This window comes from Streptomyces sp. NPDC002838, assembly GCF_040295365.1.
Taxonomy (GTDB): domain Bacteria; phylum Actinomycetota; class Actinomycetes; order Streptomycetales; family Streptomycetaceae; genus Streptomyces.
Genome location: NZ_JBEOVF010000069.1, coordinates 22,195 through 44,553 on the forward strand (window position 1 = coordinate 22,195; position 22,359 = coordinate 44,553).

Genomic DNA, 22,359 nt, shown 5'->3' on the forward strand with positions numbered 1-22,359 from the left:
GCCCGGCAGAGCCGGCTTCTCACTCCTGCAGCAGCACCACGCACGACTCCCCGGGCACATGCAGCACCCCGCCCGCGCCCGGGGCCTCGACGGGCTCCCACGCGGCGAGCACGCGCGCGGGGCGGGTGCCCAGCGGGATGGCCGCCGGTTCCTTGGCCAGGTTCACGGCGACCCGGACGTCCCCGCGCCGGAAGGCCAGCCAGCGTTCCCCCTCGTCGTAGGCCACCTTGGTGTCGGCGAGGTCGGGATCGGTGAGGTCCGCCTGTTCGTGCCGCAGGGCGATGAGCCGGCGGTACCAGGCCAGCACGCGCGCGTGGGGCTCGCCTTCGGGCTCGGTCCAGTCCAGGCAGGAGCGGTCGCGGGTCGCCGGGTCCTGTGGGTCGGGGACGTCCTCCTCGGCCCAGCCGTGCGCGGCGAACTCGCGGCGCCTGCCCCGCCGTACGGCCTCCGCGAGCTCGGGATCGGTGTGGTCGGTGAAGAACTGCCACGGCGTGCCCGCCGCCCACTCCTCGCCCATGAACAGCATCGGCGTGAAGGGGGCCGTCAGGGTCAGCGTGGCCGCGCAGGCCAGCAGCCCCTCACAGACCAGGGCCGACAGACGGTCCCCCTGGGCGCGGTTGCCCACCTGGTCGTGGGTCTGGCTGTAGCCGAGGAGCCGGTGCGCCGCCACGCGCGCGCGGTCCAGGGGGCGCCCGTGGTGCCGGCCCCGGAAGCTCGAGTACGTGCCGTCGTGGAAGTAGCCGCCCGTGAGCGTCTTGGCGAGCGCCGCGAAGGGGGCACGCGCGAAATCCGCGTAGTAGCCCTTCGATTCGCCGGTCAGCGCGGTGTGCAGGGCATGGTGGAAGTCGTCGTTCCACTGCGCGTGCAGACCGAGGCCGCCCTCCGGGCGCGGGGTGACCAGACGCGGGTCGTTCAGGTCCGACTCGGCGATCAGGAACAGCGGCCGGCCCAGATCGGCGGCCAGGGCGTCCACGGCCGTCGACAGCTCCTCCAGGAAGGTGCACGCGCGCGTGTCCGCCAGCGCGTGCACCGCGTCCAGCCGCAGCCCGTCGATCCGGTAGTCCCGCAGCCACGCCAGCGCGCTGCCCAACAGGAACGCGCGCACCTCGTCCGAACCGGGCGCGTCCAGGTTCACGGCCGAACCCCAGGGGGTGTGGTGCGTGTCCGTGAAGTACGGGCCGAACTGAGGGAGGTAGTTGCCGGAGGGACCCAGATGGTTGTGCACCACGTCCAGGACCACGCCCAGGCCGAGCTCATGGGCCCGGTCGACGAAGCGTTTCAGCGCCTCGGGGCCGCCGTACGGCTCGTGCACGGCCCACAGCGAGACCCCCTCGTACCCCCAGCCGTGCCGCCCGGGGAAGGGGCACAGCGGCATCAACTGGACGTGCGTGACACCCAGTTCGACGAGGTGCCCGAGCCGCCCGGCGGCCGCGTCCAGAGTGCCCTCAGGCGTGTACGTGCCCACATGGAGCTCGTACAGCACCGCACCCGGCAGCGGACGTCCCGCCCACTCGGTGCGCCACGCGTACCGGTCGTGCTCGACGACCGCGCTGAGCCCGTCCGGGCCGTCCGGCTGCCGGCGCGAGCACGGGTCCGGCAGCACGGGCCCGTCGTCCAGCGCGAAGCCGTACCGCGTGCCGTCCCGCGCCTCGGCCTCTGCCCACCACCATCCCGCGCGTCCCGGATCGCGCTCCATCGCGCGCGTGGCGCCGTCGCACTGGAGCGTGACGCGATCGGCCTGCGGTGCCCACACCTCGAACTGCACGGACGGTTCCCCTTCGTCTGCTCATCGTGATGTAGCCCGTCCATGGTGCTTCAAACGCGATCAATGCGCTTCTGCATCCGTCCCATTGCGGCAGGTGTCGTCCGGTACGCGCGCGTGGCGGCCGTTTCCGCGTCTTCTGGACACCCGGCGTTCACTGCCAGACAATCACGAGCGTGACGTCGTCCTTCGAGTTCAACACGTACCCCGCGCGGCTGTCCGACGCGGAGCGCGACAAGGCGCTGAAGGTGCTTCGTGACGGCGTCGCCATGGGCCGCCTGTCGCACGACACGTTCGTCCGGCGCATGGAGCTGGCGCTCACCGCCCGCCGCCCGGACGAGCTCGCCGCGCTCACCGCCGACCTGCCCAAGGAGAGCCGCGTCTCGCGCCTGGTGTTCGGCACCGTCGAGGCCGTCTCCGGCTTCACCGTACGGCTGCGCAGGGCCTGGCAGGCCGAGCGGCTCCCCAAGCTGCTCCTGCCACATCCCGCCGGCGGCCACTCCCTGCGCATAGGCCGCGACCCCGCCAACGGGCTCCGGCTGACCCACGAGACGGTGTCCCGGGTGCACGCCGAGCTCAGCCGCCAGGGCGGCATGTGGGTGCTGCGGGACCTCGGTTCGACCAACGGCACGACGGTGAACGGGCGGCGGGTCATCGGCGCGGCGGTCGTCCGCGAGGGCGACCAGGTCGGGTTCGGCCGGATGGCGTTCCGGCTCTCGGCCAACTGAGCCGATGCTTGGCTCTGACCCGGGCTTCACCTGCTGGTACAGGCCAAGTCCCCTTTGCCCTTTGTGGTGTTGACGAACCCGTCAAGTCGTGACTGACTGTGCGTACACCATGCACATCAGGTGAACCGACGGCACCACATGTGGAGGTGTGCCCTGCCGCCACTCCTCCGCTACCCGACCGTCGACGAGCTCGACGCCCGGGCGGCCGCGCTCGTCGCGCGCCACCCCAGGGACGCCCGGCTGCGCCGGGTGGGCACCTCCCGCGCGGGCACGCCCCTGTGGCTGCTCTCCGTCGGCCACGGCGGCCATCAGGCCCTCGTCGTCGCAGGTCCGCACGCCAACGAGCCCGTGGGCGGCGCAACCGTCCTGCGGCTGGCCGAGCGGGCGCTCGCCGACCCCACGCTCACCTCCGGCGCCGACGCCACCTGGAACCTGCTGCTGTGCCTCGACCCCGACGGCCTGCGCCGCAACGAGCGCTGGCTGCACGGCCCGTACACCCTCGGCCACTACTTCCGGAACTTCTTCCGGCCCGGCTTCCTGGAACAGCCCGAGTGGCTGCCCGACGGCGCGGCCGGCGCCGTACTGCCGGAGACCCGCACCCTGCTCGAACTCCAGGACGAACTGCGGCCCTTCTTCCAGTGCTCCCTGCACGGCGTCGACGTCGGCGGCGGCTTCGTCGAGCTCACCCGCGACCTGCCCGGCCTCGCCCACCGCGTCGCGCACACCGCGGCCCGCCTCGGCATACCGCGCGAACTCGGCCCGTACGACACCCTGTACTGGCCGAGCCTCGGACCCGCCGTCTACCGCATACCGCCCCCGCGCCCGAGCGGACTGGCCGCCGCCATCACCGAGGCCGCCGTCGAGTCGACGTGGTTCCACCCGCACCGGCACGGCACGGTGACCGCCGTCGTCGAGGCGCCCATGTGGGGCGTGGCCGCGGTGGAGGACGACGGCCCGCCCACCGACGCCGCCGCGGTACTGCGCACCGTCAGCCACACCCTGCGCCACGACTCCCGGCTCCTGGAACGGCTCCTCGCCCGGATCCGGCCCCATGTCTCGGCCACGCCGGAGGCGGCGCGGCTGCTCGCCCCGGTCGAGGACTATTTACTGGTCTGCCCCGGCCTCGCCGACGCGTGGGACCCCGACGTCGCCTCCGGCCCGCGCCCGCTTCCACCCCTGAACACCGCCCACCTGACCGCCCTGCGCATCGCCGGGCGGCGGCTGGCCCTGCGTACGGCGGGCCTGCTGCATCAGCTCGTGACCCGCGCCGGCACCGACCCGGCCGGTGTCCTGCCGGAGCTGGACCGGCTGGTCGACGAGTGGTGTGCCGACTACCACGACGGCTGCCAGGCGCGCTGGATCCCGGTGGCGCGCCAGGTGGAGTACCAGTCGCGGGTGGTGCTCGCCGCGTTCTCACTCGCCGGTCGGTACGCGCCCGCGTGCTCCCGTTCGGGTGAGTCGGGGTGGGGTTCCCAGGCGGCCGTGCCGATGCACCGGGAATGACGTACACCACCACAGTGACAGCGGTACGGGGCGGTCTGCTGGCCGTGGCCGCCCTCCTCCTCGCCACCGCGGCCCCGGCGCTGGCGACGCCTCAGGAGCCCACCGGCGGCAACTGGCTCTTCGTCACCGTCACCCGGGGCGAAGCCCGCTCCGGCGAGGCGCCCGGCACCCTGCTGCTGTGCGACCCGCCCCAGGGCCACGGACGCGCCGCCGAGGCGTGCGCGCAACTCCAGGCCGCCCACGGCGACCTTCACGCCATCACGACGAAGGACACCTACTGCCCGATGATCTACGCCCCGGTGACCGCCCACGCGCGCGGGCGGTGGAACGGACGGCAGGTCGACTACACGGAGACCTTCTCGAACGGGTGTGTGATGGAGGCGCGGACCGGGGCGGTCTTCGCGCTGGACGGCTCTCACACAGCCCGTAGGGGCGGCGCGGCACGCGCGCGTGGGGCGTGAGTTTCCGCGCGGACACTGACGCGGGCGTGGCGCTGGGTTTCGTACGACTGCTTGCGCGCGGGGCGCTGGAGTCCGTACGGCCGCTCCCGCGCGCGGCAGTGGCTTTCATACGGCCGCTGGGCCGACGGCTCATGTCGCTCGATCGCGCGCGTGCAGCGCCGCCGCGACCACCGTGCGGGACTGGTGCTCGACCTGGTGTTCCAGGGGCACCCAGCGGGCCCGGAAACGCTCGGCGAAGGCGTGGCTCCAGGTCGCCACGAGCCGTTCGAGACGCGGCGCCGCACGGTCGTCGGTCTCCTGAAGGACCCGCATCAGCATCGCCGCCGCCCGCAGCGGCAGCCGGCGGCCGAACGCGTCCACGCTGCCGACGTACGCCCTCGAGCCGTTGACGGGCGTGGTGTGCGTCCAGTCCGCGGCCAGCCCCGGCACCAGCTCCAGCCCCCACCGCGCGGCCCGCAGCAGGGGCCCGTCGGTGCCGTCGAGACGGGGCAGCGCGTCGGCGAGGATCCGCTCGACCTCCCGTGTGTTCCGCAGCAGCCGGGCCGCCAGCTGTCGCATCGCCGCGGCCGGGGCCGGGTGCGGCGCCGGATCGTCCACCAGGTCGCTCGCCCACATCGGCACCTCCACGACCGCGGTGAGGCCGCCGTACCGGTGGACGTGGTACCAGGTGCTGCACCGCGCGTCGTCCGGCATGCTCGGGTACGCCGCGCCCGCCCCCGGCGCGGGCATCACGTGCACACCGGGCCCGGAGGCGGGCCAGCCCGCGGCGTCCGAGGAGCCCGTCTCCACCGGAATGTTCAGCTCCGCCGCGGACTTCGCGAACGGCTCGGCGAGGCCCGGGACGTCCTTCGTCAACTGCACCCAGCTGCCGCCCACATCGGTCCCGTGCAGAGTCACCTGGAGGTAGGGGCGCAGTTCGTCGATGATCCCGGTCAGGGCGCGCGTCTCGGGCGGGAGCCGGTCGGGCGGCAGCTCGGACGGCGACCACTCCGGCTGCTCGGGCCCCGGCGGCCGGTAGAAGCCGAGGTGGTAGTCGAACAGACTGCGCGGCGCCGGGGTGACATGCAGACTCGCCCCGTCCGGGTCCGCGCACAGCAGGAAGTGCCAAGACGTGCCGTCCCGCAACTCCCCCTCGTGGAGGACGCGTTCGGCGACCGAGAGGACGGTGGCACCGCCGGTCGGCTCGTTGGCGTGGGCCCCCGCGACGACCAGCACGGCGCGCCGGGCACGGCCCACGGACAGCAGGTGGAGCGGCCTGCCCGCCCGGGAAACTCCGATCTGTCTCAGGGTGCACACGCCGGGCCGTTGAGCGGCCAACGCCCTCGCGGTCACGACGAGTTCGGTCACGGTGGGGTAGCGCAGCTCCGGCAGGAGACTCACCCCCGTCACTTCCGCCCGGCTTCGCACTCCGCAGTACCCCACGCTCTCGTTGACGTGTCAAGGACACGATGGGGAGGCTCCAGGGGGCGCCCGGATGCATTCGCTGCCGGCGGGCAGGGCGGGGAGGTGTATTCCGCGCTGATCTCGTCGCTGCCGAGCACCAGGAAGGGGGCCCGGACGGCCGACGCGAGGAGCGCGTCGCGGTTCGTCACCACGCGCCGGTCGTCCGGCCCGGGCCCGGGGAGTGCGCGCGGGCCCGGGCCGGGCGCCAGGACGATTCCGCGGCGCGCGGTGAAGCCGTCCGCGCCCGTCAGGTCACTTCGCGGCGTACGTGACGAAGTCGGCCCAGGCGGCGGGGGAGAGGGCGAGCCGGGGGCCGTCCTTGTCCTTGGAGTCGCGGACGTGGATTTGGCTGGGGCGGGTGGCGACTTCGATGCAGTCGCCGGAACCGCTGCTGCTGTAGCTGCTCTTGAACCAAGCCAGTTCGGACGTGCTCATAGGTCTCCTCGCATCCGTTGCAACAGGCTCACGGAGTCCTCGATGCTGAGAGCCTGTGAACGCATCCTGGCATACCGGCTCTGAAGCACGCTGATTGCCTTCGCGTCGGAGATGAGCTGCCCGGTTTCCGGGGCCTCCATGTAGGCGAACCACTTGTGCTGCGGGGTCTCCAACAACTGCATCGGCCCGTGCAGTCCGGCATGTGACCTCCGCATCAACGGCATGATTTGGATCTCGACGTTCCGCAACTCCGTGATCGCCAGCAGGTGATCGATGGCGCCCCCGGTGACCTCCACCCCGCCGGTTCCGCGCAGGAGCACATGCTCCTCGATGATGAAGCTGAAGGCGGTGTTCGGCCGCTCCCGTAGCAGCCGCTGACGCTCAGCCCGCGCGGCCCAGTTGGCCTCGATCTGCTCGTCGCTCAGCGGTGGCAGCTCGTCGATGAACAACTGCCGTGCGTAGGCCTCCGTCTGCAACAGGCCCGGGATCATCCGGCACTCGTACGTGTAGAGGGTGATCGCCATTTGTTCCAGCCCGGCCCACCGCCGGAACCAGGACGCCAGCCCTGGCGGCCGCTCCAGATATCCCGCCGCCCTCCGCAAGGCCCCGGTGTTCCCCAACACCTCCTCCGCCGCCTCCACGAAGTCCACGTCCGGCATCCGTCGCCCCAACTCCACGGACGCCACGGTGTGTTTGGAGAACCCCACGCGACTCCCGAACTCCTCCCTGCTCAACTCATGGAACTCGCGCAGTGCCTGGACGACCGCCCCGAACGTCCGCAGACTGTCCGACGACTCCGGCTCACCGCTCCCCGCACGCACCCGTCCGTCGACCACCATTGGTCACCTCCCGCGCACATAGTCACGGGCAGTCACCGGTACTGTCCAGCCCGTAACTGCGTACGCTCGCGCAGCGTACGCGGCTCCCACCTGGAGAAGTGCCCCTCGCACCCGCCACATTGGCGGCATGACAGCACGCCCCACCCCCCAATCCTTGGTTACCGTACGTGTGTTCACCCAGCGCCTCAGTGCCACCCCGCGCGGTGCTCGCCTCGCCCGACACCTCGCCCTGACCCAGTTGCACGCCTGGGGCATCCCGCACGGCACGGAGGTCTCCGACGCGATCGCGGTGATCGTCGCCGAACTGGCCGCCAACGCCGTCACCCACGGGCGCGTACCGGGCCGGGACTTCGAGCTACGGCTCTCGCTCGTGCCGGGCAGTGTCCGCATCGAGGTCAGCGACACCCGTACCGAGCCCCGCCCGCCCGGCCCCGGTGCCGTATCCGCCCCACGCCCGCTCGACGAACCCGGCCGCGGCCTGCTCCTCGTCGACGCGCTGGCCGCCCGCTGGGAGGTGGTGGACCGGGAACCGCCGCCGGGGAAGACCGTACGCGCCGAGGTGGATGTGCCCGGGTGGCTCGGGCTCATCCGGACGGCTCCGGCCTAGTGATGGTTTCAGAATGACTTGGGTGCAGCAGGTTTGAGTAGTTCCGGACGGAGTTGGCCCGGCATCCCCGTACAGGAGTGGGATACGCCATCCACAGCGGTCGCGCCACGGCCGGGGCACGGGCCCGCTGTTCGTCCCGGGCATTACGTGTCAGCGGCACTCGCTATCGTCCACGCCATGACCTCAAGTGGCCATCTGCTCGACCTGATTCAGAACACACCGGACATCCACGGGCTGCTGCGGTCATCCTTCGGCTTCGACGTCGGGCGGAAGGGGTGCGGCGACGGCCTGAGGCTTGCCTCGGGTGCGCCGCTGGAGCCAATTGCCGGGGAGCTTGCCGGTGGTGCGTACTTCCTGTGTGCTGAGGAGGACGGCCGCCGGCCGGTAGTGTTCGCGAGTTCCGAAGGGGAGGGCGGGCTGATCGCCGATGACCTGGCGGACGCACTGGAGATCATCATCGGGCTGGCGTGGCAGGACTGCCTAGGGTTCTCCGGAGGGGGCGACGTGGAGGTCATGCAGGTCTCTGCCCAGCACCTCGAACGGTCCCTGGCCAGGGACAATCCGGAGATCGCCAAGGAACGTGCCCATGTGGCCGCGGCCCTGTCCCTTCGTGTCGTGCCCGTCACCGACCTCGTCATTCGACTGCAGGAAGCCGCCTCAAGGACCGAGCCTGCCTACGTAGTGACTACCGAGGACGGGCAGGCATATGACCCACCGTTCGGCGAGCATTCGGAGCCGCGCCACGGGGGCTGGCGCTGAGCGCACCGGTCTTTGCTCGCCGGTCAGACTGACATCGGCATCTCAGCTGACGCCTGACAACGCGCCAGATCCTTGCTGCCTGTGCCGACGATCGTCGGATGGCTGTCTGGACGGAGGGAGGTCCTTTCTCGCAGCCATATGCTCACGCAGCCCCTGACAGGCATATACCTGACAGAGGCTGCGCTTCGCTAGCGGGAACTTATAGGTGGCCAGGGGTCGAGTCCCGGATCGGAATGCAGGCATATCAAAGGGCGGTCTGCGAAAACCGCCAACTCCAATGCCTCCTCGAAGGTGGGGCCCAACTCCCATATCCACCCCAAGCCCGTGGCGATCACCCTTCCCTCAGATTCCATGAAGACGCTTGAATAGCTGAGCCATTCACCGATGGGGAAATACGTCCCACCCAGAACGCTCTCCACTTCGACGGCCATATCACGCTGGCCCGCTCCAGCCGCAAGAGGGTCAAAAGCGAACGGCTCGTCATTGCTGAAATTCGGGCCGACTCGGTTGGTCGGCTCAATCGTAAGACCTCCCATGGTCGCGAGCACTTCCTCGGCCAACGGGTGGACTCGGTACCCTTCATCGGCCAAGGGTTCTATCCAATGGCTGATGGAGACGCACCTGTGCGGTCTCCACCCAGACACGCTGAGCGCCGCCAGCGTGTCTGGGCGAAGCGATTCGAATCGAACCATGGAGATCAGTCGATATCAAAATCGTCCAGTAGTCGCTTACAGCGACCACAGGGGGTAGCTGGTTCGCCATGCCCAGCTGTATTTGAGGTCGGCATGGAATTGTTCCGTGATTTCACCGTTCGCATTTTGCCTCCCCTGATGGCGGCAAGTCCCTCGGTCACCTGCGCTTGATGTCTTCCTTCACTCGGACTCTTCAGGGAATGGCGAAGCTCCTGGCTGACTGGCTTGCGGCCGGGAGCTTTGTTTCTCTGTTCTCGGCCAGCGCCTCCACAGGGCGGACCACACCGGTGCTGAGCGTGTGGGGGAGCTTTTTGAGAGGCTGCCGGTGGGGCGCGAATGTCATCCACGTCCATTTGCATGGCACCTCGGAAGTCGCCAGCATCTATCAGCTCCTTCTGTCTCATCCGCCACGCCTTCGAGGCGAGGGATGATCCAGTGCTGTAAACCGCTCGATGGTCGGCGTAATCCATCCGAATCGACGGTCCGCTGTACATACTGAGGGGACTGGATGAATTGGCAGGGATATGGTTGATCTCATTTCCTGCACCAGCAGGTTGCAGATCGCCGTACTTTCCGCCATTCGCGACACCACAATTGTGCGTGAGGACCGACGCAGCGCCCGCCACCACATAGTACGTGTGCTACGCGGTACCCCTCTACCTGCTTCTCCGCAGGTCAGCACGTGATTTGCGTTCCGCTGGTGTCCGCGGTCGTGCGGGGGAATCCGTGGGTGTTGCCGTCACTACTGCCGTCAGGGGCGCGGGGTGCGCGGTGGTGCTGCCGCTGACGCGGTGTCAGCGCAGGGGGACTTTACTGCCATGCTCCGGGCTCAGCACGGAGCATGGCTCGGACGGTCTGCTCGTAGTCCTGGTGGCCGGTGGCGGCGCAGTGTCCGGCGATCCAGCGGGTCAGCTCGTCCGGTGTGTGCAGGGTGCCGGATGTGGCGCCGCAGTTGCGTTCCTCGCCGGTGACGCAGAGCGCCGTGAAGGCCGGCAGAGCCAGGGGGTCGGGGACGGTGGTCACGTGGTACTCGCGGAATCGGTAGCGCCCTCGCGCACCATCACGGGACTGCGCGTCGGTGTTCATGGAGTCAGGCATCCTTGGTCACCTCTTCCGGGTCGGGGAGGCGTTGACCTCGCGAGTCGGCCACCCTGAGCGCGTCGGAGAGGGCTTCGGTCAGCCGGCGGGCCAGCCAGCGGTATTCGGTCGCCGACAAGACCTTCGCGTCAGGGCCCACGGCGTCGCGGGCGTACTCCAACAGGTCCTCGCCCATGCCCAGCTGTATGGCTTCGATGTTGTCGGCGAGGTTGGCGAGGTAGCCCTGGCCGTCGGTGCTCAGGTAACAGGGGTGCCCGTCCTGGGTGGTCCACGGCAGCAGTCGCGGTCCTTCTGCCCTGGTACCTCCGGGCCGTTGTGTTGCTCGCTCGGCCATCCTGATTCCCTCTCCTCGGTTCGGCTCGGGGCTACTGATCACCGTCTCGCTGGTGTGAGCCCTTGGGAGTAGCCAGCGTGTCTGCCTTGCTGTCTGCCAAGCTGGTGGAGTGCGGGAGACGATCGGGGAACTGGTCAGGCGGCTGCGCCTGGCGCGTGGGTGGAGTCAGGGGCGGCTCGCCGAGGCTCTGGCTGAGGCTGCTCCTGGTCGCGTTCCGCCAACGCGAAATGACGTGTCCCGTTGGGAGATCGGGACGAGGTCTCCTCGGGAGTGGCTGCCGTTCCTTGCGCGGGTGCTGGAGGTGCCGCGCGATGTGCTGGAGGCGGCGAAGGCCGTTCAGTCTGTCGGGTCCGCGCCGCGTGTCCGGTCCGTGGCGGACTTCCTGCCCGAGGGCGACCCATTGGCCCCGCTGCGTGCTCGTACGGGTCGCCGGATCGGGGCCGGACAGGTGGCCGATCTGGCCCAGCGGGTCCACGGCCTGCGGCTGGCCGATGACGTGGTGTACGGCAAAGACTTGATCGGGCCCGCCCTGCGCGAGCTGGAAGCGGCGGTGAAGCTCTACCGCGAGGGCACACACACCGAAGGGGTGGGGCGCGAACTTCTGCGGGCGATCGGGGAGCTGGCGCAGATCGCCGGGTGGGTCGCTTCCGATGCCGGGGAGCACGCCGAGGCGGAGCGCATCTACCGGCTCGGCATGAGCGCCGCGCGGGCCGCCGGGGACGGCGTGCTGTCAGGGAACGTGGCAGGCTCGCTGGCCTACCAGTGGAGCAACACCGGCCGGACAGCGGACGCAGTGGGACTGGCCCGTGCCGCGCTGGAGGACGCGGGCCCGGACGCCCCGGCGAAGGCTCGCGCGCTGTACCTGGACCGTGTCGCCTGGGCGCATACCCGTGCCGGGCAGGACCGCCCGGCGATGACAGCCCTCGGGGAAGCGGCCGAGGCTCTGTCCGAGGACTCGGCCGGCACCGAATCTCCGTCGTACCTGTACTGGATGGGCGCCGGGGAATTGCAGGTCATGGAGGCCCGCGTCTACACCGAACTGCGGCGCCCGCTCCGGGCCGTGCCGCTGCTGACGGACGTGCTCGGACGCTACGACGCCAGCCACGCCCGGGAGTTGGCGCTGTACCTTTCCTGGCTGGCGGTGGCCTACGCCGACGCCAACGAGCCCGAGGCCGCAGCGGGAACAGCGGGTCGGATGCTCGCCCTCGGGCAAAGCGGCAGCGAACGCACGGCAGAACGCACGAGGATCGTGCTCGATCGACTACGGGCCTATCGCGACGTGCCCGAGGTCGCCGAACTTCTGGCGTCCTGAGCGCCCTCGGAGTTGGCCGTCCGCCGGCCGGAGTCAGCCCCCGGCAGATTCCGGGTCAGAGCGGGTGGGGGTCCCTCGTCGGTCGGGCAGCTTCGCCGTGCCAGGGTTCTCCGGGGGCCGCCAAGGCTCACTTCGTGACGCGTGCGCTCGGCCTTGGCGGCCCCCGGGGGTTCCTGGTACGCCCCCGGTGACCGGGCGACGAGGGACCCCCACCCGCGCCCCCGACCCACACCACGACGAAGCCGCACTCGTAAGTCGGCCCCCAGCCCCTCGGAGGGAGGGCCGGGGTCTGGGTCGGAGCCCCGGAAGTGGTTCGCTGTACGGCTGTTGCGCGCCCGGACCGGCGGGGACGTCGGCGAGCGGGGCGGAGACAGGAGCGGGCGGCGGCCCTGCAGGGCCGGGCGCGCGCGGGCCGCGCCAGCGGACCGCCTTGAATCAAGTAAAGAAACTCTGAACAGCTCTCCACAGGTAGCGCATGTCCGGTCCCGGTAGATGCTTGACACTTCGGTCCCAGCTGATGGTTGACAGTGGCCGTGTTCGGCTTTTCTGTGCGCGTCGTTGCGGCGTGTGGCAGGAGGCCGGGGTTGGCGCTGGTGGAGTTGTCGGTTGTAGAGCAGAGATACCGGGCTGTGCTTGCGGTGCTGGCGGGTGGGACGGTGACGGAGGTCGCCGCGTCGTTGGGTGTGTCGCGGCAGACGGTGAGCGGGTGGAAGTCCCGGTATGAGGCTTCGGGGCTGGCGGGGCTGGTGGACCGGTCGCGGAGGCCGGTCTCGTGTCCGCATCAGGCTTCTGCGGAGGTGGAGGCGGCGGTGTGTGAGCTGCGGCGTAAGCATCCTCGGTGGGGTCCGCGGCGGATTGCTCATGTGCTGGAGAGGTCCGGGGCGGTGGCGCCGGTGCCGTCGCGGATGACGGTGTATCGGATCCTGGTGCGGCATGGGCTGGTGGAGCCGGGGGTTCGGCGTCGGAAGCGGTCGGATTACAGGCGCTGGCAGCGTGACCGTGCGATGCAGTTGTGGCAGATGGACATCGTCGGCGGGGTGATGCTGGTCGACCCGGTCACCGGTGAGCTGTCCGAGGCGAAGATCGTGACCGGTGTGGACGATCATTCCCGGTATTGCGTGATCGCGTCGGTGGTGGAGCGGGCGACGGGGCGGGCGGTCTGTGCGGCGTTCGCCCGGGCTATGCAGAGGTTCGGGGTGCCGGAGGAGGTGCTGACGGACAACGGCAAGCAGTTCACCGACCGGTTCGGGCAGGGTGGTGAGGTGTTGTTCGACCGGATCTGTCGGGAGAACGGGATTGCGCACCGGCTGACCCAGCCGGCGTCGCCGACCACGACGGGCAAGATCGAGCGGTTCCACCAGACGCTGCGGCGTGAACTCCTCGACGACTGTGGTCCGTTCGAGAGTGTTGAGGCGGCTCAGCAGGCGCTGGATGCGTGGGTGGAGGAGTACAACTTTTCGCGTCCGCATCAGGCGCTGGAGACGCAGAGCCCGTCGGATCGGTTCACGCCTGTTCCGGAGCAGGAGCGGGATGTGCTCGGCCTGAAGGTGCCAGGGGTCCTCGCGCTCGTCCCGCAGCAGTGGACGGCCCCGGCGGAGGTGGCCCCGGCCGGGGAGTCGGCTGAGCCGGTCGCGGCCATGCCCGAGCTGCCGGATCAGGAGCCGGTTGGCCACCTGCCGGTGGAGCATGGCGGGCCGGTGGAGTTCGAGCGGGTGGTGCCGGCGAGTGGGAATCTCCAGGTCGCCGGCAAGCAGTTCTGGCTCGGCCCGGCCCGCTCGGGGCTGACGGTGACGTTCTGGGCCGACACGCAAGTGATTCATCTACTGATCGCCGGAGCGCGGATCAAGTCAGTGCGGTCGCATCTGTCGGTGGCGGATCTGGCGCAGCTGGCGGCTCGCGGTGGGCGTGTGGCGGGGCCGTCGCCGCTGCCGGTCGGTGACGGGGCCGCGTTCGAGGTGGACCGGGCCGTGAACAACAGCGGGCTGGTGGGCCTGGCCGGTCACCAGGTCCTGGCGGCGGAGATCCTGGGCGGGCGGCAGGTGAGCATTCGTATCGACGAGGCCACGCTGTCGTTCTTCGACCCGTCATCGCGGGAGCTGCTGCGGGTGCGGCCCAACCCGCTCACCCCCGGTGAGGTGCAGCGGTTGCGTGGGCTGCGGCCTGCGGGCCCGCCGCCTCGGCCCCGGGCGGAGCCGGTCCGTGTCCAGCGGCGGGTCAGCGCGGTCGGCACGGTCATGATCTGCCGCCAGGTCGTCTCGCTCGGCCGCCCGTACGCGGGCCGGACCGTGACCGTCCACGTAGCGGACTCGACCCTCACGGTCGAGCTGGACGGCCAGGTCCGCGTCATCCAGCGCACCACCGACATCCCCGTCCGCCACGTGAAGGCGAACAAGCCCCACAAGGTTTCCGATGTTGTCTAGGCCCACCGTCAAGCATCAGCTGGGACCAGAACGTCAAACATCACCTGGGACTAGACATCCACAGGTAGCGCAGAGGGCGCCTCGTGCGCTGCTGCGTCGGGCTGGGGTCAGCGTCGGCGCTTGCCTTCGGCCAGGCGGTCGAGGAGGCGTTGGGCCTTGGCGGCGTTCTCCTCGGGCGTGTAGTTGCCGCTGAGCCGCTTGCGCTGTTCCATGACCGCTCGCATGACGTCGCGGTGGATGGTCGCGGCTTCGAATTCTGCGCTGGCCTTCGCGAATCGCACTTCGGCGGCCTCCAGTTCGGCGGCTACCTCGTCGTCGGTCTTGCCACTGAGCCGTACGGCTTCCTCGTCCGCCCGGCGCTGGGCCGCCATCTCCTCCAGCGACTCGTTGTAGCGCTTGAGGACCTGCTCGCGCGGGCTGGGCCGGCGGACGAACACTCCCCTGCCCTGGACCGAGTAGATCAGCCCCTCGTCCTTGAGTAGCCGCAGGGCGTTCTGCGCGGTGGAGTTGGCGATGCCGAACTGTTCTTGCAGTTCACGAGCTGAGGGAAGCTTGGCGCCTGGCGCCAGCCGGCCGTCCTGGATCTGCTTGCGGAGCGCGTCCGCAGTCTGCACGTACGGGGGACGGGGGTCGTCGCTGGGTGCCACCTGCCATCCCCGCCGAAGGTCACCGAGCCCAACGTACGCGGGGTCCGACTCGTCTGCGGCGGACTCTTCCTCTTCCCGCTCGGTCTCGCTGTCCTGGGCGCGCACGTAGCTGCCCCGCCCCAGGACGGAGTAGATCAGCCCCTCCTCTTTGAGTAGGCGCAGGGCGTTCTGGACCGTCGAACTCGCGATCCCGAAACGCCGTTGCAGCTCGCGTGCGGAGGGCAGTCGCTCGCCCGGACGCAGCTCGCCGTCACGGATGGCGGCGCGTAGGACGTCGGCGGCCTGCACGTACGGCGGCCGGGGGTCCTGGTCCAAGGGCAGCGTCATGACACGAGGGTAGCGGCGGACCGGCACCCACGGCATACCCGGCCGCCCCTGCGTCCGAGACGCGCAGGTGTATCGATACGAATCGAGTGTTGCGGGTGTAGCGGGCGTGCGGTTATGGTCGTGTCGAGTCGATCAAGCGGCTCCATCTCGAACGAAGAGGATGTGATGGCATGGCCATGTCTCGAATCCGTGTTGCTCTGCTGCCGTCGGCGGTGTGCATCGCGGGCACCGAGCCGGTGCTGAAGATCAAGGACCAGCAGACCGGGGAGGTCGCCACCGACCGGGAGACCGGCGCGTCGCTGTACACCGTGACCGTGATGCTCATGGAGGACGGTCGGGCCGAGGTCCTGAAGATCACGGTCCCGGAGACGGGCCTCGCGGCCGGACTGAAGCCGGGCGTGATGGTCCGGCCGGTGGAGCTGGTCGCCACCCCGTGGGCGCGGATCTTCAACGGGCAGCTCTCCGACGGCGTCGCCTACCGCGCCGCCCGCCTGGAGCTGGTAGCGGCGGAGGCGGCCCAGTGACCGGCCCCGACAGCCAGGGGCCGCAGCGGAGGCTGCACGCGCTGCGCCCCTTGCCGGGCACCGAGGGCAAGGCGACGTTCGCCGCCTCCGGCGCTGTGCTCGCCCGGCTCGGCCTGACCCCGGCGGAAGCGGCCGGGATGGACCTGGCCGACATGCTCCGCCTGATATCCGAGACCGAGGGGGACTGACGTGGAGGACCTGACCGACCGTGCGCCGCAGGTGCTGCTGATCGTGGCCGTGCTGGCGGGCGCGTGGCTGCTGTGGACGATGGTGCGCTATATCCGTGCCGACCGGGGCACGCGGGTCAGTATGCGGCAGGCCGTCCGGGTGCGCTGGGGCTGGGTGCGCCTCGCGCGGATGGCGGGGCTGACGGTCACCGACAAGACCCCGGGCCTGCTCGCGCAGCTCACCACCCAGAAGGACGGCCCTGCCCCCGCGCCTCGGTTGCTGACTCCCAGGATCAAGGTCAAGCCCGACCGGTTCGGAGTGATCGTGCGGGCCAGGACGCTGCCGCAGGTCGGACTGGACGAGTACCAGAAGGCGGCTCGGTTCCTGGCCGACGCCTGGCGGTGCGCCCGGGTCTCCGTCCTGCCGGACGGCCCTGGTCGGGTGGTGATCCGGGGTGTGCGCTCCGATCCTTTGACCACGCCGACCGAGCACCGGCCCACCGGCCGCCCGCTTCAGGACGTGGCGCGCTGGGAGCTGGGGGTGGACGAGTACGCCGCGCGGGTGTCCGTGTCCTTGGCGAATGTGCCGGGGGTGACCGTGGCCGGCACCCCAGGTGCGGGCAAGACCTCGGCGGTGAACAAGTTCGTCTGTGACCTCGCGCCGTCGGCGGCCGTGCAGATCGTGGGCTTCGACGGGAAGGTGTCGCGGGCCGAGGAAGGCGACTACGCGGACCTGGTCAAGCGGATGTTCGCGTTCTGCGGTGACGACCTGGACGATGCCAACGCGCTGTTCAAGCGCCTGGTAGAGCTGCGTCGGCGGCGGTCGTCGGTGATCCGTGACGTGCTGGGCGTGAAGAACATGTGGCACGTCGGCCCCTCGCGGCTCTGGCCGCTCACGGTGGTGCTCGTCGACGAGGCGCACACGTTCTTCCGTGAGTACAAGGGCAGCGACGCTGAGACGAAACGTTTGGCCACGCTGACGGCGGAGAACGCCCGCCTGGTGGAGGACCTGGTCAAGAAGGGCCGCAGCGTCGGCATCCTGACCATCCTGATCAGCCAGAAGACCACCGGGGATGCCATCCCGACCTTCATCCGCGACGTGTGCCCGGTCGGGCTGTCGTTCGCGCAGAAGACGGTGGAAGCCGCGGTGGCCGCGCTGGGCGACGACATCCGCAACTGGCCCGATGCCAGCCCGGTCACCTTGCAGGACCCCGCCTATGTCGGGGTCGCGGTGATGGCGATGCAGGGCCGCCCCGGCTTCACCCGCATCCGCACCCCGTATGTCTCCGACGCCGATGCCGCCCGTATCGCGGAAGCCACCTCGCACCTGACCGTCGACCCCGCCCTGTGCCTGGACGCCCTCCTCGACACCACCAGCCACACGAACCCCGGCGACGACGACGGGCCGGACGGTCCGGCCGTCTCCCTGTCCAAGTCCTGAACGCCCTGACCCCACGCCTTGAGAGGAGGTTCCCGCATGGCGGAGGAACGATTCACCCGGCGCACCGTGACCGTGGTGATGGCCGTGATCGCGGCCCTGGCCTTCGTCTTCTCCTTCGGTAATGTCTGGGCGCTCGCCCTGCGGCTCGGCGTCCCCCGCCCTATCGCGCCGCTGATCGCGCCCATGGTGGACCTGTCCGTGGTCGGGCTCCTGGTCGCGCTGCGGTTCCTGGCCCTGCGCGGTGTGTCCAAGGCGGAGCTGAAGGCCGGCACCCGGCTGCTGCACTTGTGCGGGCTGCTCACCCTCGCGCTGAACACCGCCGAATCCCTGCTGACCGGACGCTACGGCCGGGCCTGCCTGGACACCGTCGCCCCGCTCCTGCTCCTGGGCTGGGGCCACGTCGGCCCCGTCTTCCTCGCCCACTTCCACACCACTGCACACCTGGAGGGCGCCAACACAGCTTCCCCAGCCCCCGCGCCCATCGCTAAGCCAGTGCCCACTTCGGCGCCCGTTTCCGAGACTGCGGCCCCGGCCCCTGAGCCGGTCCCCGCCACAACACCTGCGCCACCTTCGGCCGAAGTGCCTCCCGTGATCGAGGTGCCGGACTCCGTGCCCGCCCCGGCTGTCGCCAAGGCGCCTGCCACCGGCTCCCGCCCGGCCCTGCCCGCCGCACTGCTGAGTGCGGCCCGGCGCATCGCGGATACCCACCACGCCGAGCACGGAACACCGGTCACCGCCGCCCAGCTCGCAACCCGCATGGGCGTTGCCCTTCCGGTGGCCACCGCCGCCCTCGCTCAGCTCTGAGCCACCCCGGCCACCGGCCGGATCATCCCTCCCTGAAATCCACGCCCGCCCATGGGCCTGGTTCGTCATGCCCCGAGCAGCACCAACACGCCCACAACCATGGCAGGTTGCTGCTCGGGGCCCTACCCCGACAGAAGGGAACGCCCCGAATGGTCACCCTGGACCTGCGCCACGTGGCAAGCCCCGCCGTGCGGGACCTGCTCCACCTGGTCAACCACCCCGACTTCGACCGCGCACAGCAGCAGATCGAACGCCTCGGCGGCTGTACCGAACCCGTCCGCCTGACCGGCCGCACCGCCACGGTCAACACCACAACCGGCGAGGTCCTGCGCTCCTACACCTCCTCCGAGGAGCCCACGGGCAGCCTGCTCAGCGCGTGCGGCAACCGCCGCGCCTCCCGCTGCCCGGCCTGCTCCCGCCTCTACGCAGCCGACACCTACCACCTCATCCGCGCCGGCCTGTCCGGCGGCAAGACCGTGCCCGACACCGTCCGCACCCATCCCCGCGTCTTCGTCACCCTCACCCCGCCGTCCTTCGGTCCCGTCCACAACCGCCTCACCACGCCCGGCGGCGGCATCCGTCCCTGCCGCTGCCGCAAGCTCCACGAACCCACGGACCCCCTGATCGGTACGCCGCTGAATCCGGCGACGTACGACTACGCGGGCGCGGTCCTGTTCAACGCCCACGCCGGAGCCTTGTGGGCCCGCTTCACCACCTACCTGCGCCGCGAGATCGCCGCCCGACTTGGCATGACCCAGAAGGCCGCCCATGCGGTCCTGCGGGTCTCCTTTGCGAAGGTCGCCGAGTACCAGCAGCGCGGCCTGGTCCACTTCCACGCCGTCATCCGACTCGACGGCCCCGCCGGCAGCAACCAGCCCCCACCGCCGTACGCCACCATCACCGTGCTCACCGAGGCCGCCCGCGCCGCCGCCGCACGGGTCCGCGTCACGGTCGCCTCGGACGCGGTCGGGGAACGCGAACTCGCCTGGGGCGAACAGTTCGACGTACGCGAGATCACAGCCTTCGGCACCGACGCCGAATTCACCGACCAGGCCGTGGCCGCCTACGTGGCCAAGTACGCCACCAAGTCCGCCGACGCCTCCGGCACCCTCGACCGAGCCCTGTTCTGCCGCCCCTGCCAGGGACGCGGAGCCACCCTCCTGCCCCACGGGATTCCTCTCCCGTGCACCGCCTGTGGGGGCACCGGGCAGGCCCGGCCGCTGCCCCGGCTCGCCGTCGCCCGCCACGTCCGGCAGATGATCCGCACCTGCTGGGAGCTGGGCAGCCTGCCTGAGTTCGCCGACCTCAAGCTCCGGAAGTGGGCGCACATGCTCGGCTTCCGGGGCCACTTCTCCACCAAGTCCCGCGCCTACTCCACCACCCTCGGCGCGCTGCGCGACGCCCGCCGCGCCTGGCGCACCGAACAGGCCCGCGCCCACGCCGGCCTGCCCGACCTCGACCCGGACACCACCCTCGTCATCAGCCGCTGGGACTACCTCGGCTCGGGCTACAGCCCCGGCGCCGCACTCCTCGCCGCCCACGTCCGGCACCGCAGGGAACTGGAACGGCAGTTCACGGCCGAAGGGGGCTGCTGATGACCTCGCCCCCGCCCGCCGTCCTCCACGCAGAGGCGGCACCGGCGCTGGATCTGCTCACGGTGCCCCAGGTGATGGCCCGCCTCCAGCTCGGCCGCTCCGCCGTCTACGACCTCCTCCGCACCGGCCAACTCGCCTCCATCACCCTCGGCCGCGCCCGCCGCATCCCCACACACGCGCTCACCGACTTCATCCGCACCCGCATCGACCAGGAAGCCGCCTGATGACCACGCCCCGAGATAGCGTCCCCTCCCGCCGCGTGCGTGCCAACGGCGACGGAACCGTCTACCAGCGCACGGACGGCCGCTGGGAAGCCGCCGGATACGTCCTTGCCCCCGGCAACACCCGCAAGCGCGTCCGCGTCTACGGCACCACCCGCAAAGACGCCCTGGCCAAGCTCACCGAGAAGATCGCCGCCAGCAACCGCGGCCTCCCCGTCCCGTCGGCACAGGGCAGTCTGGCCGCGTACCTGACGTACTGGCTGGAGAACGTCGCCGTCCACCACCTGCGCGAAACCACCCACACCCGCTACACCACCTGTGTCAACCGCTACCTCATCCCCGGCCTCGGCAAGAAGAAGCTCACCAAACTCACCGCCAAGGACGTCCGCACCTGGCTCAACCAGCTCCGCACCGCGTGCCAGTGCTGCACGCGCAGCCTCGACGCCCAGCGCGACCAGCCCCGCTGCTGCGCCGCCGGCCAGTGCTGCCACAAGCTGCTCTCGCCGCTGACGCTCACCTACATCCACTCCATCCTCAAGTCGGCCCTGGAGCACGCCGTCCGCGAAGAGGAGATCCCGCGCAACGTCGCCCGCAACGTCCGCACCGGCACCCCACGGCCCCGACGCTTCGAACCACTCACCGCCGACGAAGCCCGCCAGTTCCTCGTGGCCACGCGCGGACACCGGTTGCACGCACTGTTCGAACTCGCCCTCCACACCGGACTCCGCAAAGGAGAACTCCTCGGACTGCGCTGGGAAGACAGCGACCTCGACGCGGGCACCGCCGCGATCCGCCGAACCTTGCAGCGCACCAGCACCGGCGGGCTCACCACGCTGCCCACCAAGACGCGGGCCTCCGAGCGCCGCATCGCCCTTCCCACCCGCTGCGTCCAGTCGCTGAAGCTCCACCACGAACAGCAGAAGACCGAGCGTGAGGCCGCGGGCACCGCGTGGCAGCACGACGGGCACGTGTTCACCACCGCGCAGGGCCGACCGATCGACCCGACCAACCTCACCCGCGCCTTCATCACGCTCCTCCGCAAGGCCGGCCTCCGCCGCATCCGCTTCCACGACCTCCGGCACTCCACCGCCACCCTGCTCCTGGAACACGGCGTCGAACTCGTCGTCATCAAGGAACTCCTCGGCCACGCCCACATCGGCGTCACCGCCACCGTCTACGCCCACGTCAGGCTCCGCCTCCAGCGCGACGCCATCGACACCCTCAGCACCGCGCTCGGCAGCTCGGCGAGCAGCCATGCAGCCGTGGACGAAGGCAACGAACCGCCACCCTGCGCTGCCCCCGTCCGCTGACGTTGCCGTCAACTACTGCCGTCAAACACAACGGGAGCCCCCTTAAGGGGGCTCCCGCTTTGCTATGGCAGATTGCAGCCGGCGCCATGGCGTCGATTCAACTGCACGCTACTCCCGGTTTCCTCTCGCGGCTTCGACGCGAGCGGTGAGCAATTGGACCCACAGGCTTTCGACGTTCCGTGAGTAGCTCGCACTCTGAGCACCCGGTGCTGTTTCGATCAGATGCAGCAAGGTCCACGAAAGGCCGTAACAGTTGTCGGGGCCGAAGCACGCCGATAGTGCCTGCGCCTCTTCATCTGAGACCGGTGCCGTGATGTTTTCGAGAAGTCGCTGAGCCTCAGCGATTTCCTCCTCGGAAGCATCCTCCGAGGGGAGCGGTCCCGCGCCAATCAGGTCCTCTACCTCACGCCGAACTGGCATCCTGCACTTTCCTTTCTAGAGTTTACCGATGCTCCGGTAGTAGGCGAGTAGATCCTGGATTCCCTTGTTGTAGTAGCCGGGATCGCCATATTGCTGTTGCCCTATTCGGCGCAGATCCCAAATATCTCTGGCGAGTACAGTCCGGAATGGAAGCCCAGCCTCCGCAGCCTTGGTAGCCCTGCCGCGAGCGCCATAGGTGCGAGTAAGGGCATGGTCCGCATGCGTCATCACGATCGCGCCCCCATCGTTTCTGGGCAGGTGCCCAAGCGCATCCTGAGGCATGTGATGGGGCGTAAGTCCGTCACCTGGCACACCGGGATCCATATCGCCAAACCGTCCAGCCTGGTTCTCGACGACGACCTTGCAGTTTGCGTTATGAACTAGTACCGGTGTGGCCCCGGCCAGCACATAGTACGTGTGGGTGTCGGTGACGGTGAGGTTGTGGACTGTTGCCTGTCGGGCTGTCCATGCCTGGATGGCGCTGATCTGGGTCCAGGTGCCTGAGGAGGT

The 22,359-nt window shown here is 70.0% G+C and carries 23 protein-coding genes; 14 read left to right on the forward strand and 9 right to left on the reverse strand.

The features are described from left to right. Positions 1 to 19: 19 nt before the first annotated feature. Entirely contained in the window at positions 20 to 1,765 is a 1,746-nt protein-coding gene (gene treZ / locus ABT063_RS45655; protein WP_351067043.1) for a malto-oligosyltrehalose trehalohydrolase, read from the reverse strand. A 173-nt stretch (positions 1,766 to 1,938) separates the two neighbouring features. Here treZ and ABT063_RS45660 point away from each other — a divergent pair, with 173 nt between their 5' ends. The 3 genes from ABT063_RS45660 (at position 1,939) to ABT063_RS45670 (ending at position 4,454) form a co-directional block, all read left to right on the forward strand. Continuing rightward, positions 1,939 to 2,490 (forward strand): FHA domain-containing protein, encoded by a 552-nt coding sequence (locus ABT063_RS45660; protein WP_351067044.1) that lies wholly within the window; start codon positions 1,939 to 1,941, stop codon positions 2,488 to 2,490. A 138-nt stretch (positions 2,491 to 2,628) separates the two neighbouring features. Next, positions 2,629 to 3,993: a M14 family zinc carboxypeptidase gene (locus ABT063_RS45665; RefSeq protein ID WP_351067072.1), complete on the forward strand. Its 1,365-nt coding sequence runs from the start codon at positions 2,629 to 2,631 to the stop codon at positions 3,991 to 3,993. Beyond that, positions 3,990 to 4,454: an SSI family serine proteinase inhibitor gene (locus ABT063_RS45670; RefSeq protein ID WP_351067046.1), complete on the forward strand. Its 465-nt coding sequence runs from the start codon at positions 3,990 to 3,992 to the stop codon at positions 4,452 to 4,454. Before ABT063_RS45665 ends, ABT063_RS45670 begins: the two co-directional genes overlap by 4 nt. A gap of 129 nt (positions 4,455 to 4,583) precedes the next feature. Here the strand turns inward: ABT063_RS45670 and ABT063_RS45675 are convergent, their stop codons facing one another. From ABT063_RS45675 to ABT063_RS45685, 3 genes are all read right to left on the reverse strand, one after another. Beyond that, entirely contained in the window at positions 4,584 to 5,834 is a 1,251-nt protein-coding gene (locus tag ABT063_RS45675; protein ID WP_351067048.1) for a M14 family zinc carboxypeptidase, read from the reverse strand. A 315-nt stretch (positions 5,835 to 6,149) separates the two neighbouring features. Further along, on the reverse strand, positions 6,150 to 6,332 hold the full coding sequence (locus ABT063_RS45680; RefSeq protein ID WP_351067049.1) for a DUF397 domain-containing protein: 183 nt from the start codon (positions 6,330 to 6,332) through the stop codon (positions 6,150 to 6,152). Further along, positions 6,329 to 7,171: a helix-turn-helix domain-containing protein gene (locus tag ABT063_RS45685; RefSeq protein ID WP_351067050.1), complete on the reverse strand. Its 843-nt coding sequence runs from the start codon at positions 7,169 to 7,171 to the stop codon at positions 6,329 to 6,331. The genes ABT063_RS45680 and ABT063_RS45685 overlap by 4 nt, the downstream gene beginning before the upstream one ends. Positions 7,172 to 7,298: 127 nt before the next feature. Between ABT063_RS45685 and ABT063_RS45690 the strand changes: the two genes are divergently transcribed. Together ABT063_RS45690 and ABT063_RS45695 are read left to right on the forward strand one after the other, a co-directional pair. Continuing rightward, the gene (locus tag ABT063_RS45690) at positions 7,299 to 7,778 is read left to right on the forward strand and encodes an ATP-binding protein (protein WP_351067052.1); all 480 of its coding nucleotides are present in this window, start codon (positions 7,299 to 7,301) and stop codon (positions 7,776 to 7,778) included. A gap of 177 nt (positions 7,779 to 7,955) precedes the next feature. Further along, positions 7,956 to 8,537, forward strand: coding sequence for a hypothetical protein (locus tag ABT063_RS45695; protein ID WP_351067053.1), 582 nt, complete (start codon positions 7,956 to 7,958; stop codon positions 8,535 to 8,537). Positions 8,538 to 8,725: 188 nt separating this feature from the next. On the opposite strand, the gene ABT063_RS45700 is transcribed toward ABT063_RS45695, so the two are convergent. The 3 genes from ABT063_RS45700 to ABT063_RS45710 form a co-directional block, all read right to left on the reverse strand. Continuing rightward, positions 8,726 to 9,229 carry an SUKH-3 domain-containing protein gene (locus tag ABT063_RS45700; protein ID WP_351067054.1) on the reverse strand — a complete coding sequence of 168 codons (504 nt, stop codon included), beginning with the start codon at positions 9,227 to 9,229 and terminating at the stop codon, positions 8,726 to 8,728. 810 nt (positions 9,230 to 10,039) lie between these two features. Continuing rightward, positions 10,040 to 10,327 carry a DUF7848 domain-containing protein gene (locus ABT063_RS45705; protein WP_351067055.1) on the reverse strand — a complete coding sequence of 96 codons (288 nt, stop codon included), beginning with the start codon at positions 10,325 to 10,327 and terminating at the stop codon, positions 10,040 to 10,042. Next, on the reverse strand, positions 10,320 to 10,661 hold the full coding sequence (locus ABT063_RS45710) for a hypothetical protein (protein ID WP_351067057.1): 342 nt from the start codon (positions 10,659 to 10,661) through the stop codon (positions 10,320 to 10,322). Before ABT063_RS45710 ends, ABT063_RS45705 begins: the two co-directional genes overlap by 8 nt. Before the next feature lie 109 nt (positions 10,662 to 10,770). Between ABT063_RS45710 and ABT063_RS45715 the strand changes: the two genes are divergently transcribed. Both ABT063_RS45715 and ABT063_RS45720 read left to right on the forward strand, forming a co-directional pair. Then, positions 10,771 to 11,973, forward strand: a complete 1,203-nt coding sequence (locus ABT063_RS45715; RefSeq protein ID WP_351067058.1) for an NsdA family TPR-like regulatory protein — start codon at positions 10,771 to 10,773, stop codon at positions 11,971 to 11,973. 599 nt (positions 11,974 to 12,572) lie between these two features. Next, the gene (locus ABT063_RS45720; protein ID WP_502991023.1) at positions 12,573 to 14,393 is read left to right on the forward strand and encodes an IS481 family transposase; all 1,821 of its coding nucleotides are present in this window, start codon (positions 12,573 to 12,575) and stop codon (positions 14,391 to 14,393) included. A 107-nt stretch (positions 14,394 to 14,500) separates the two neighbouring features. On the opposite strand, the gene ABT063_RS45725 is transcribed toward ABT063_RS45720, so the two are convergent. Continuing rightward, positions 14,501 to 15,367 (reverse strand): GntR family transcriptional regulator, encoded by an 867-nt coding sequence (locus tag ABT063_RS45725; protein WP_351067059.1) that lies wholly within the window; start codon positions 15,365 to 15,367, stop codon positions 14,501 to 14,503. 170 nt (positions 15,368 to 15,537) lie between these two features. Here ABT063_RS45725 and ABT063_RS45730 point away from each other — a divergent pair, with 170 nt between their 5' ends. The 7 genes from ABT063_RS45730 to ABT063_RS45760 all read left to right on the forward strand — a co-directional run bounded on the left by ABT063_RS45730 (position 15,538) and on the right by ABT063_RS45760 (position 21,429). Beyond that, positions 15,538 to 15,891 (forward strand): SCO3933 family regulatory protein, encoded by a 354-nt coding sequence (locus tag ABT063_RS45730; protein ID WP_351067061.1) that lies wholly within the window; start codon positions 15,538 to 15,540, stop codon positions 15,889 to 15,891. Next, complete coding sequence (locus ABT063_RS45735; protein ID WP_351067063.1) at positions 15,888 to 16,079, forward strand: hypothetical protein; 192 nt, start codon at positions 15,888 to 15,890, stop codon at positions 16,077 to 16,079. The genes ABT063_RS45730 and ABT063_RS45735 overlap by 4 nt, the downstream gene beginning before the upstream one ends. A gap of 1 nt (position 16,080) precedes the next feature. After that, complete coding sequence (locus ABT063_RS45740) at positions 16,081 to 17,499, forward strand: FtsK/SpoIIIE domain-containing protein (protein WP_351067064.1); 1,419 nt, start codon at positions 16,081 to 16,083, stop codon at positions 17,497 to 17,499. A gap of 36 nt (positions 17,500 to 17,535) precedes the next feature. After that, positions 17,536 to 18,303: a DUF2637 domain-containing protein gene (locus ABT063_RS45745; protein ID WP_351067066.1), complete on the forward strand. Its 768-nt coding sequence runs from the start codon at positions 17,536 to 17,538 to the stop codon at positions 18,301 to 18,303. A 149-nt stretch (positions 18,304 to 18,452) separates the two neighbouring features. Continuing rightward, positions 18,453 to 19,898 (forward strand): replication initiator, encoded by a 1,446-nt coding sequence (locus tag ABT063_RS45750; RefSeq protein WP_351067067.1) that lies wholly within the window; start codon positions 18,453 to 18,455, stop codon positions 19,896 to 19,898. Beyond that, positions 19,898 to 20,122, forward strand: a complete 225-nt coding sequence (locus ABT063_RS45755) for a helix-turn-helix domain-containing protein (RefSeq protein WP_351067069.1) — start codon at positions 19,898 to 19,900, stop codon at positions 20,120 to 20,122. Before ABT063_RS45750 ends, ABT063_RS45755 begins: the two co-directional genes overlap by 1 nt. Beyond that, positions 20,122 to 21,429 carry a tyrosine-type recombinase/integrase gene (locus ABT063_RS45760; protein WP_351067070.1) on the forward strand — a complete coding sequence of 436 codons (1,308 nt, stop codon included), beginning with the start codon at positions 20,122 to 20,124 and terminating at the stop codon, positions 21,427 to 21,429. Before ABT063_RS45755 ends, ABT063_RS45760 begins: the two co-directional genes overlap by 1 nt. A 435-nt stretch (positions 21,430 to 21,864) precedes the next feature. Here the strand turns inward: ABT063_RS45760 and ABT063_RS45765 are convergent. Continuing rightward, positions 21,865 to 22,359: hypothetical protein (locus tag ABT063_RS45765; protein ID WP_351067071.1), on the reverse strand; the 495-nt coding region annotated here is incomplete at its 5' end.

Coding starts and splice junctions, on each gene's coding strand:
- ABT063_RS45665 (WP_351067072.1), top strand. CDS start 2,629: ATGTGGAGGTGTGCCCTGCCGCCACTCCTCCGCTACCCGACCGTCGAC.
- ABT063_RS45670 (WP_351067046.1), top strand. CDS start 3,990: ATGACGTACACCACCACAGTGACAGCGGTACGGGGCGGTCTGCTGGCC.
- ABT063_RS45680 (WP_351067049.1), bottom strand. CDS start 6,332: ATGAGCACGTCCGAACTGGCTTGGTTCAAGAGCAGCTACAGCAGCAGC.
- ABT063_RS45685 (WP_351067050.1), bottom strand. CDS start 7,171: ATGGTGGTCGACGGACGGGTGCGTGCGGGGAGCGGTGAGCCGGAGTCG.
- ABT063_RS45690 (WP_351067052.1), top strand. CDS start 7,299: ATGACAGCACGCCCCACCCCCCAATCCTTGGTTACCGTACGTGTGTTC.
- ABT063_RS45695 (WP_351067053.1), top strand. CDS start 7,956: ATGACCTCAAGTGGCCATCTGCTCGACCTGATTCAGAACACACCGGAC.
- ABT063_RS45700 (WP_351067054.1), bottom strand. CDS start 9,229: ATGGTTCGATTCGAATCGCTTCGCCCAGACACGCTGGCGGCGCTCAGC.
- ABT063_RS45705 (WP_351067055.1), bottom strand. CDS start 10,327: ATGCCTGACTCCATGAACACCGACGCGCAGTCCCGTGATGGTGCGCGA.
- ABT063_RS45710 (WP_351067057.1), bottom strand. CDS start 10,661: ATGGCCGAGCGAGCAACACAACGGCCCGGAGGTACCAGGGCAGAAGGA.
- ABT063_RS45725 (WP_351067059.1), bottom strand. CDS start 15,367: ATGACGCTGCCCTTGGACCAGGACCCCCGGCCGCCGTACGTGCAGGCC.
- ABT063_RS45730 (WP_351067061.1), top strand. CDS start 15,538: ATGGCCATGTCTCGAATCCGTGTTGCTCTGCTGCCGTCGGCGGTGTGC.
- ABT063_RS45745 (WP_351067066.1), top strand. CDS start 17,536: ATGGCGGAGGAACGATTCACCCGGCGCACCGTGACCGTGGTGATGGCC.
- ABT063_RS45750 (WP_351067067.1), top strand. CDS start 18,453: ATGGTCACCCTGGACCTGCGCCACGTGGCAAGCCCCGCCGTGCGGGAC.
- ABT063_RS45755 (WP_351067069.1), top strand. CDS start 19,898: ATGACCTCGCCCCCGCCCGCCGTCCTCCACGCAGAGGCGGCACCGGCG.
- ABT063_RS45760 (WP_351067070.1), top strand. CDS start 20,122: ATGACCACGCCCCGAGATAGCGTCCCCTCCCGCCGCGTGCGTGCCAAC.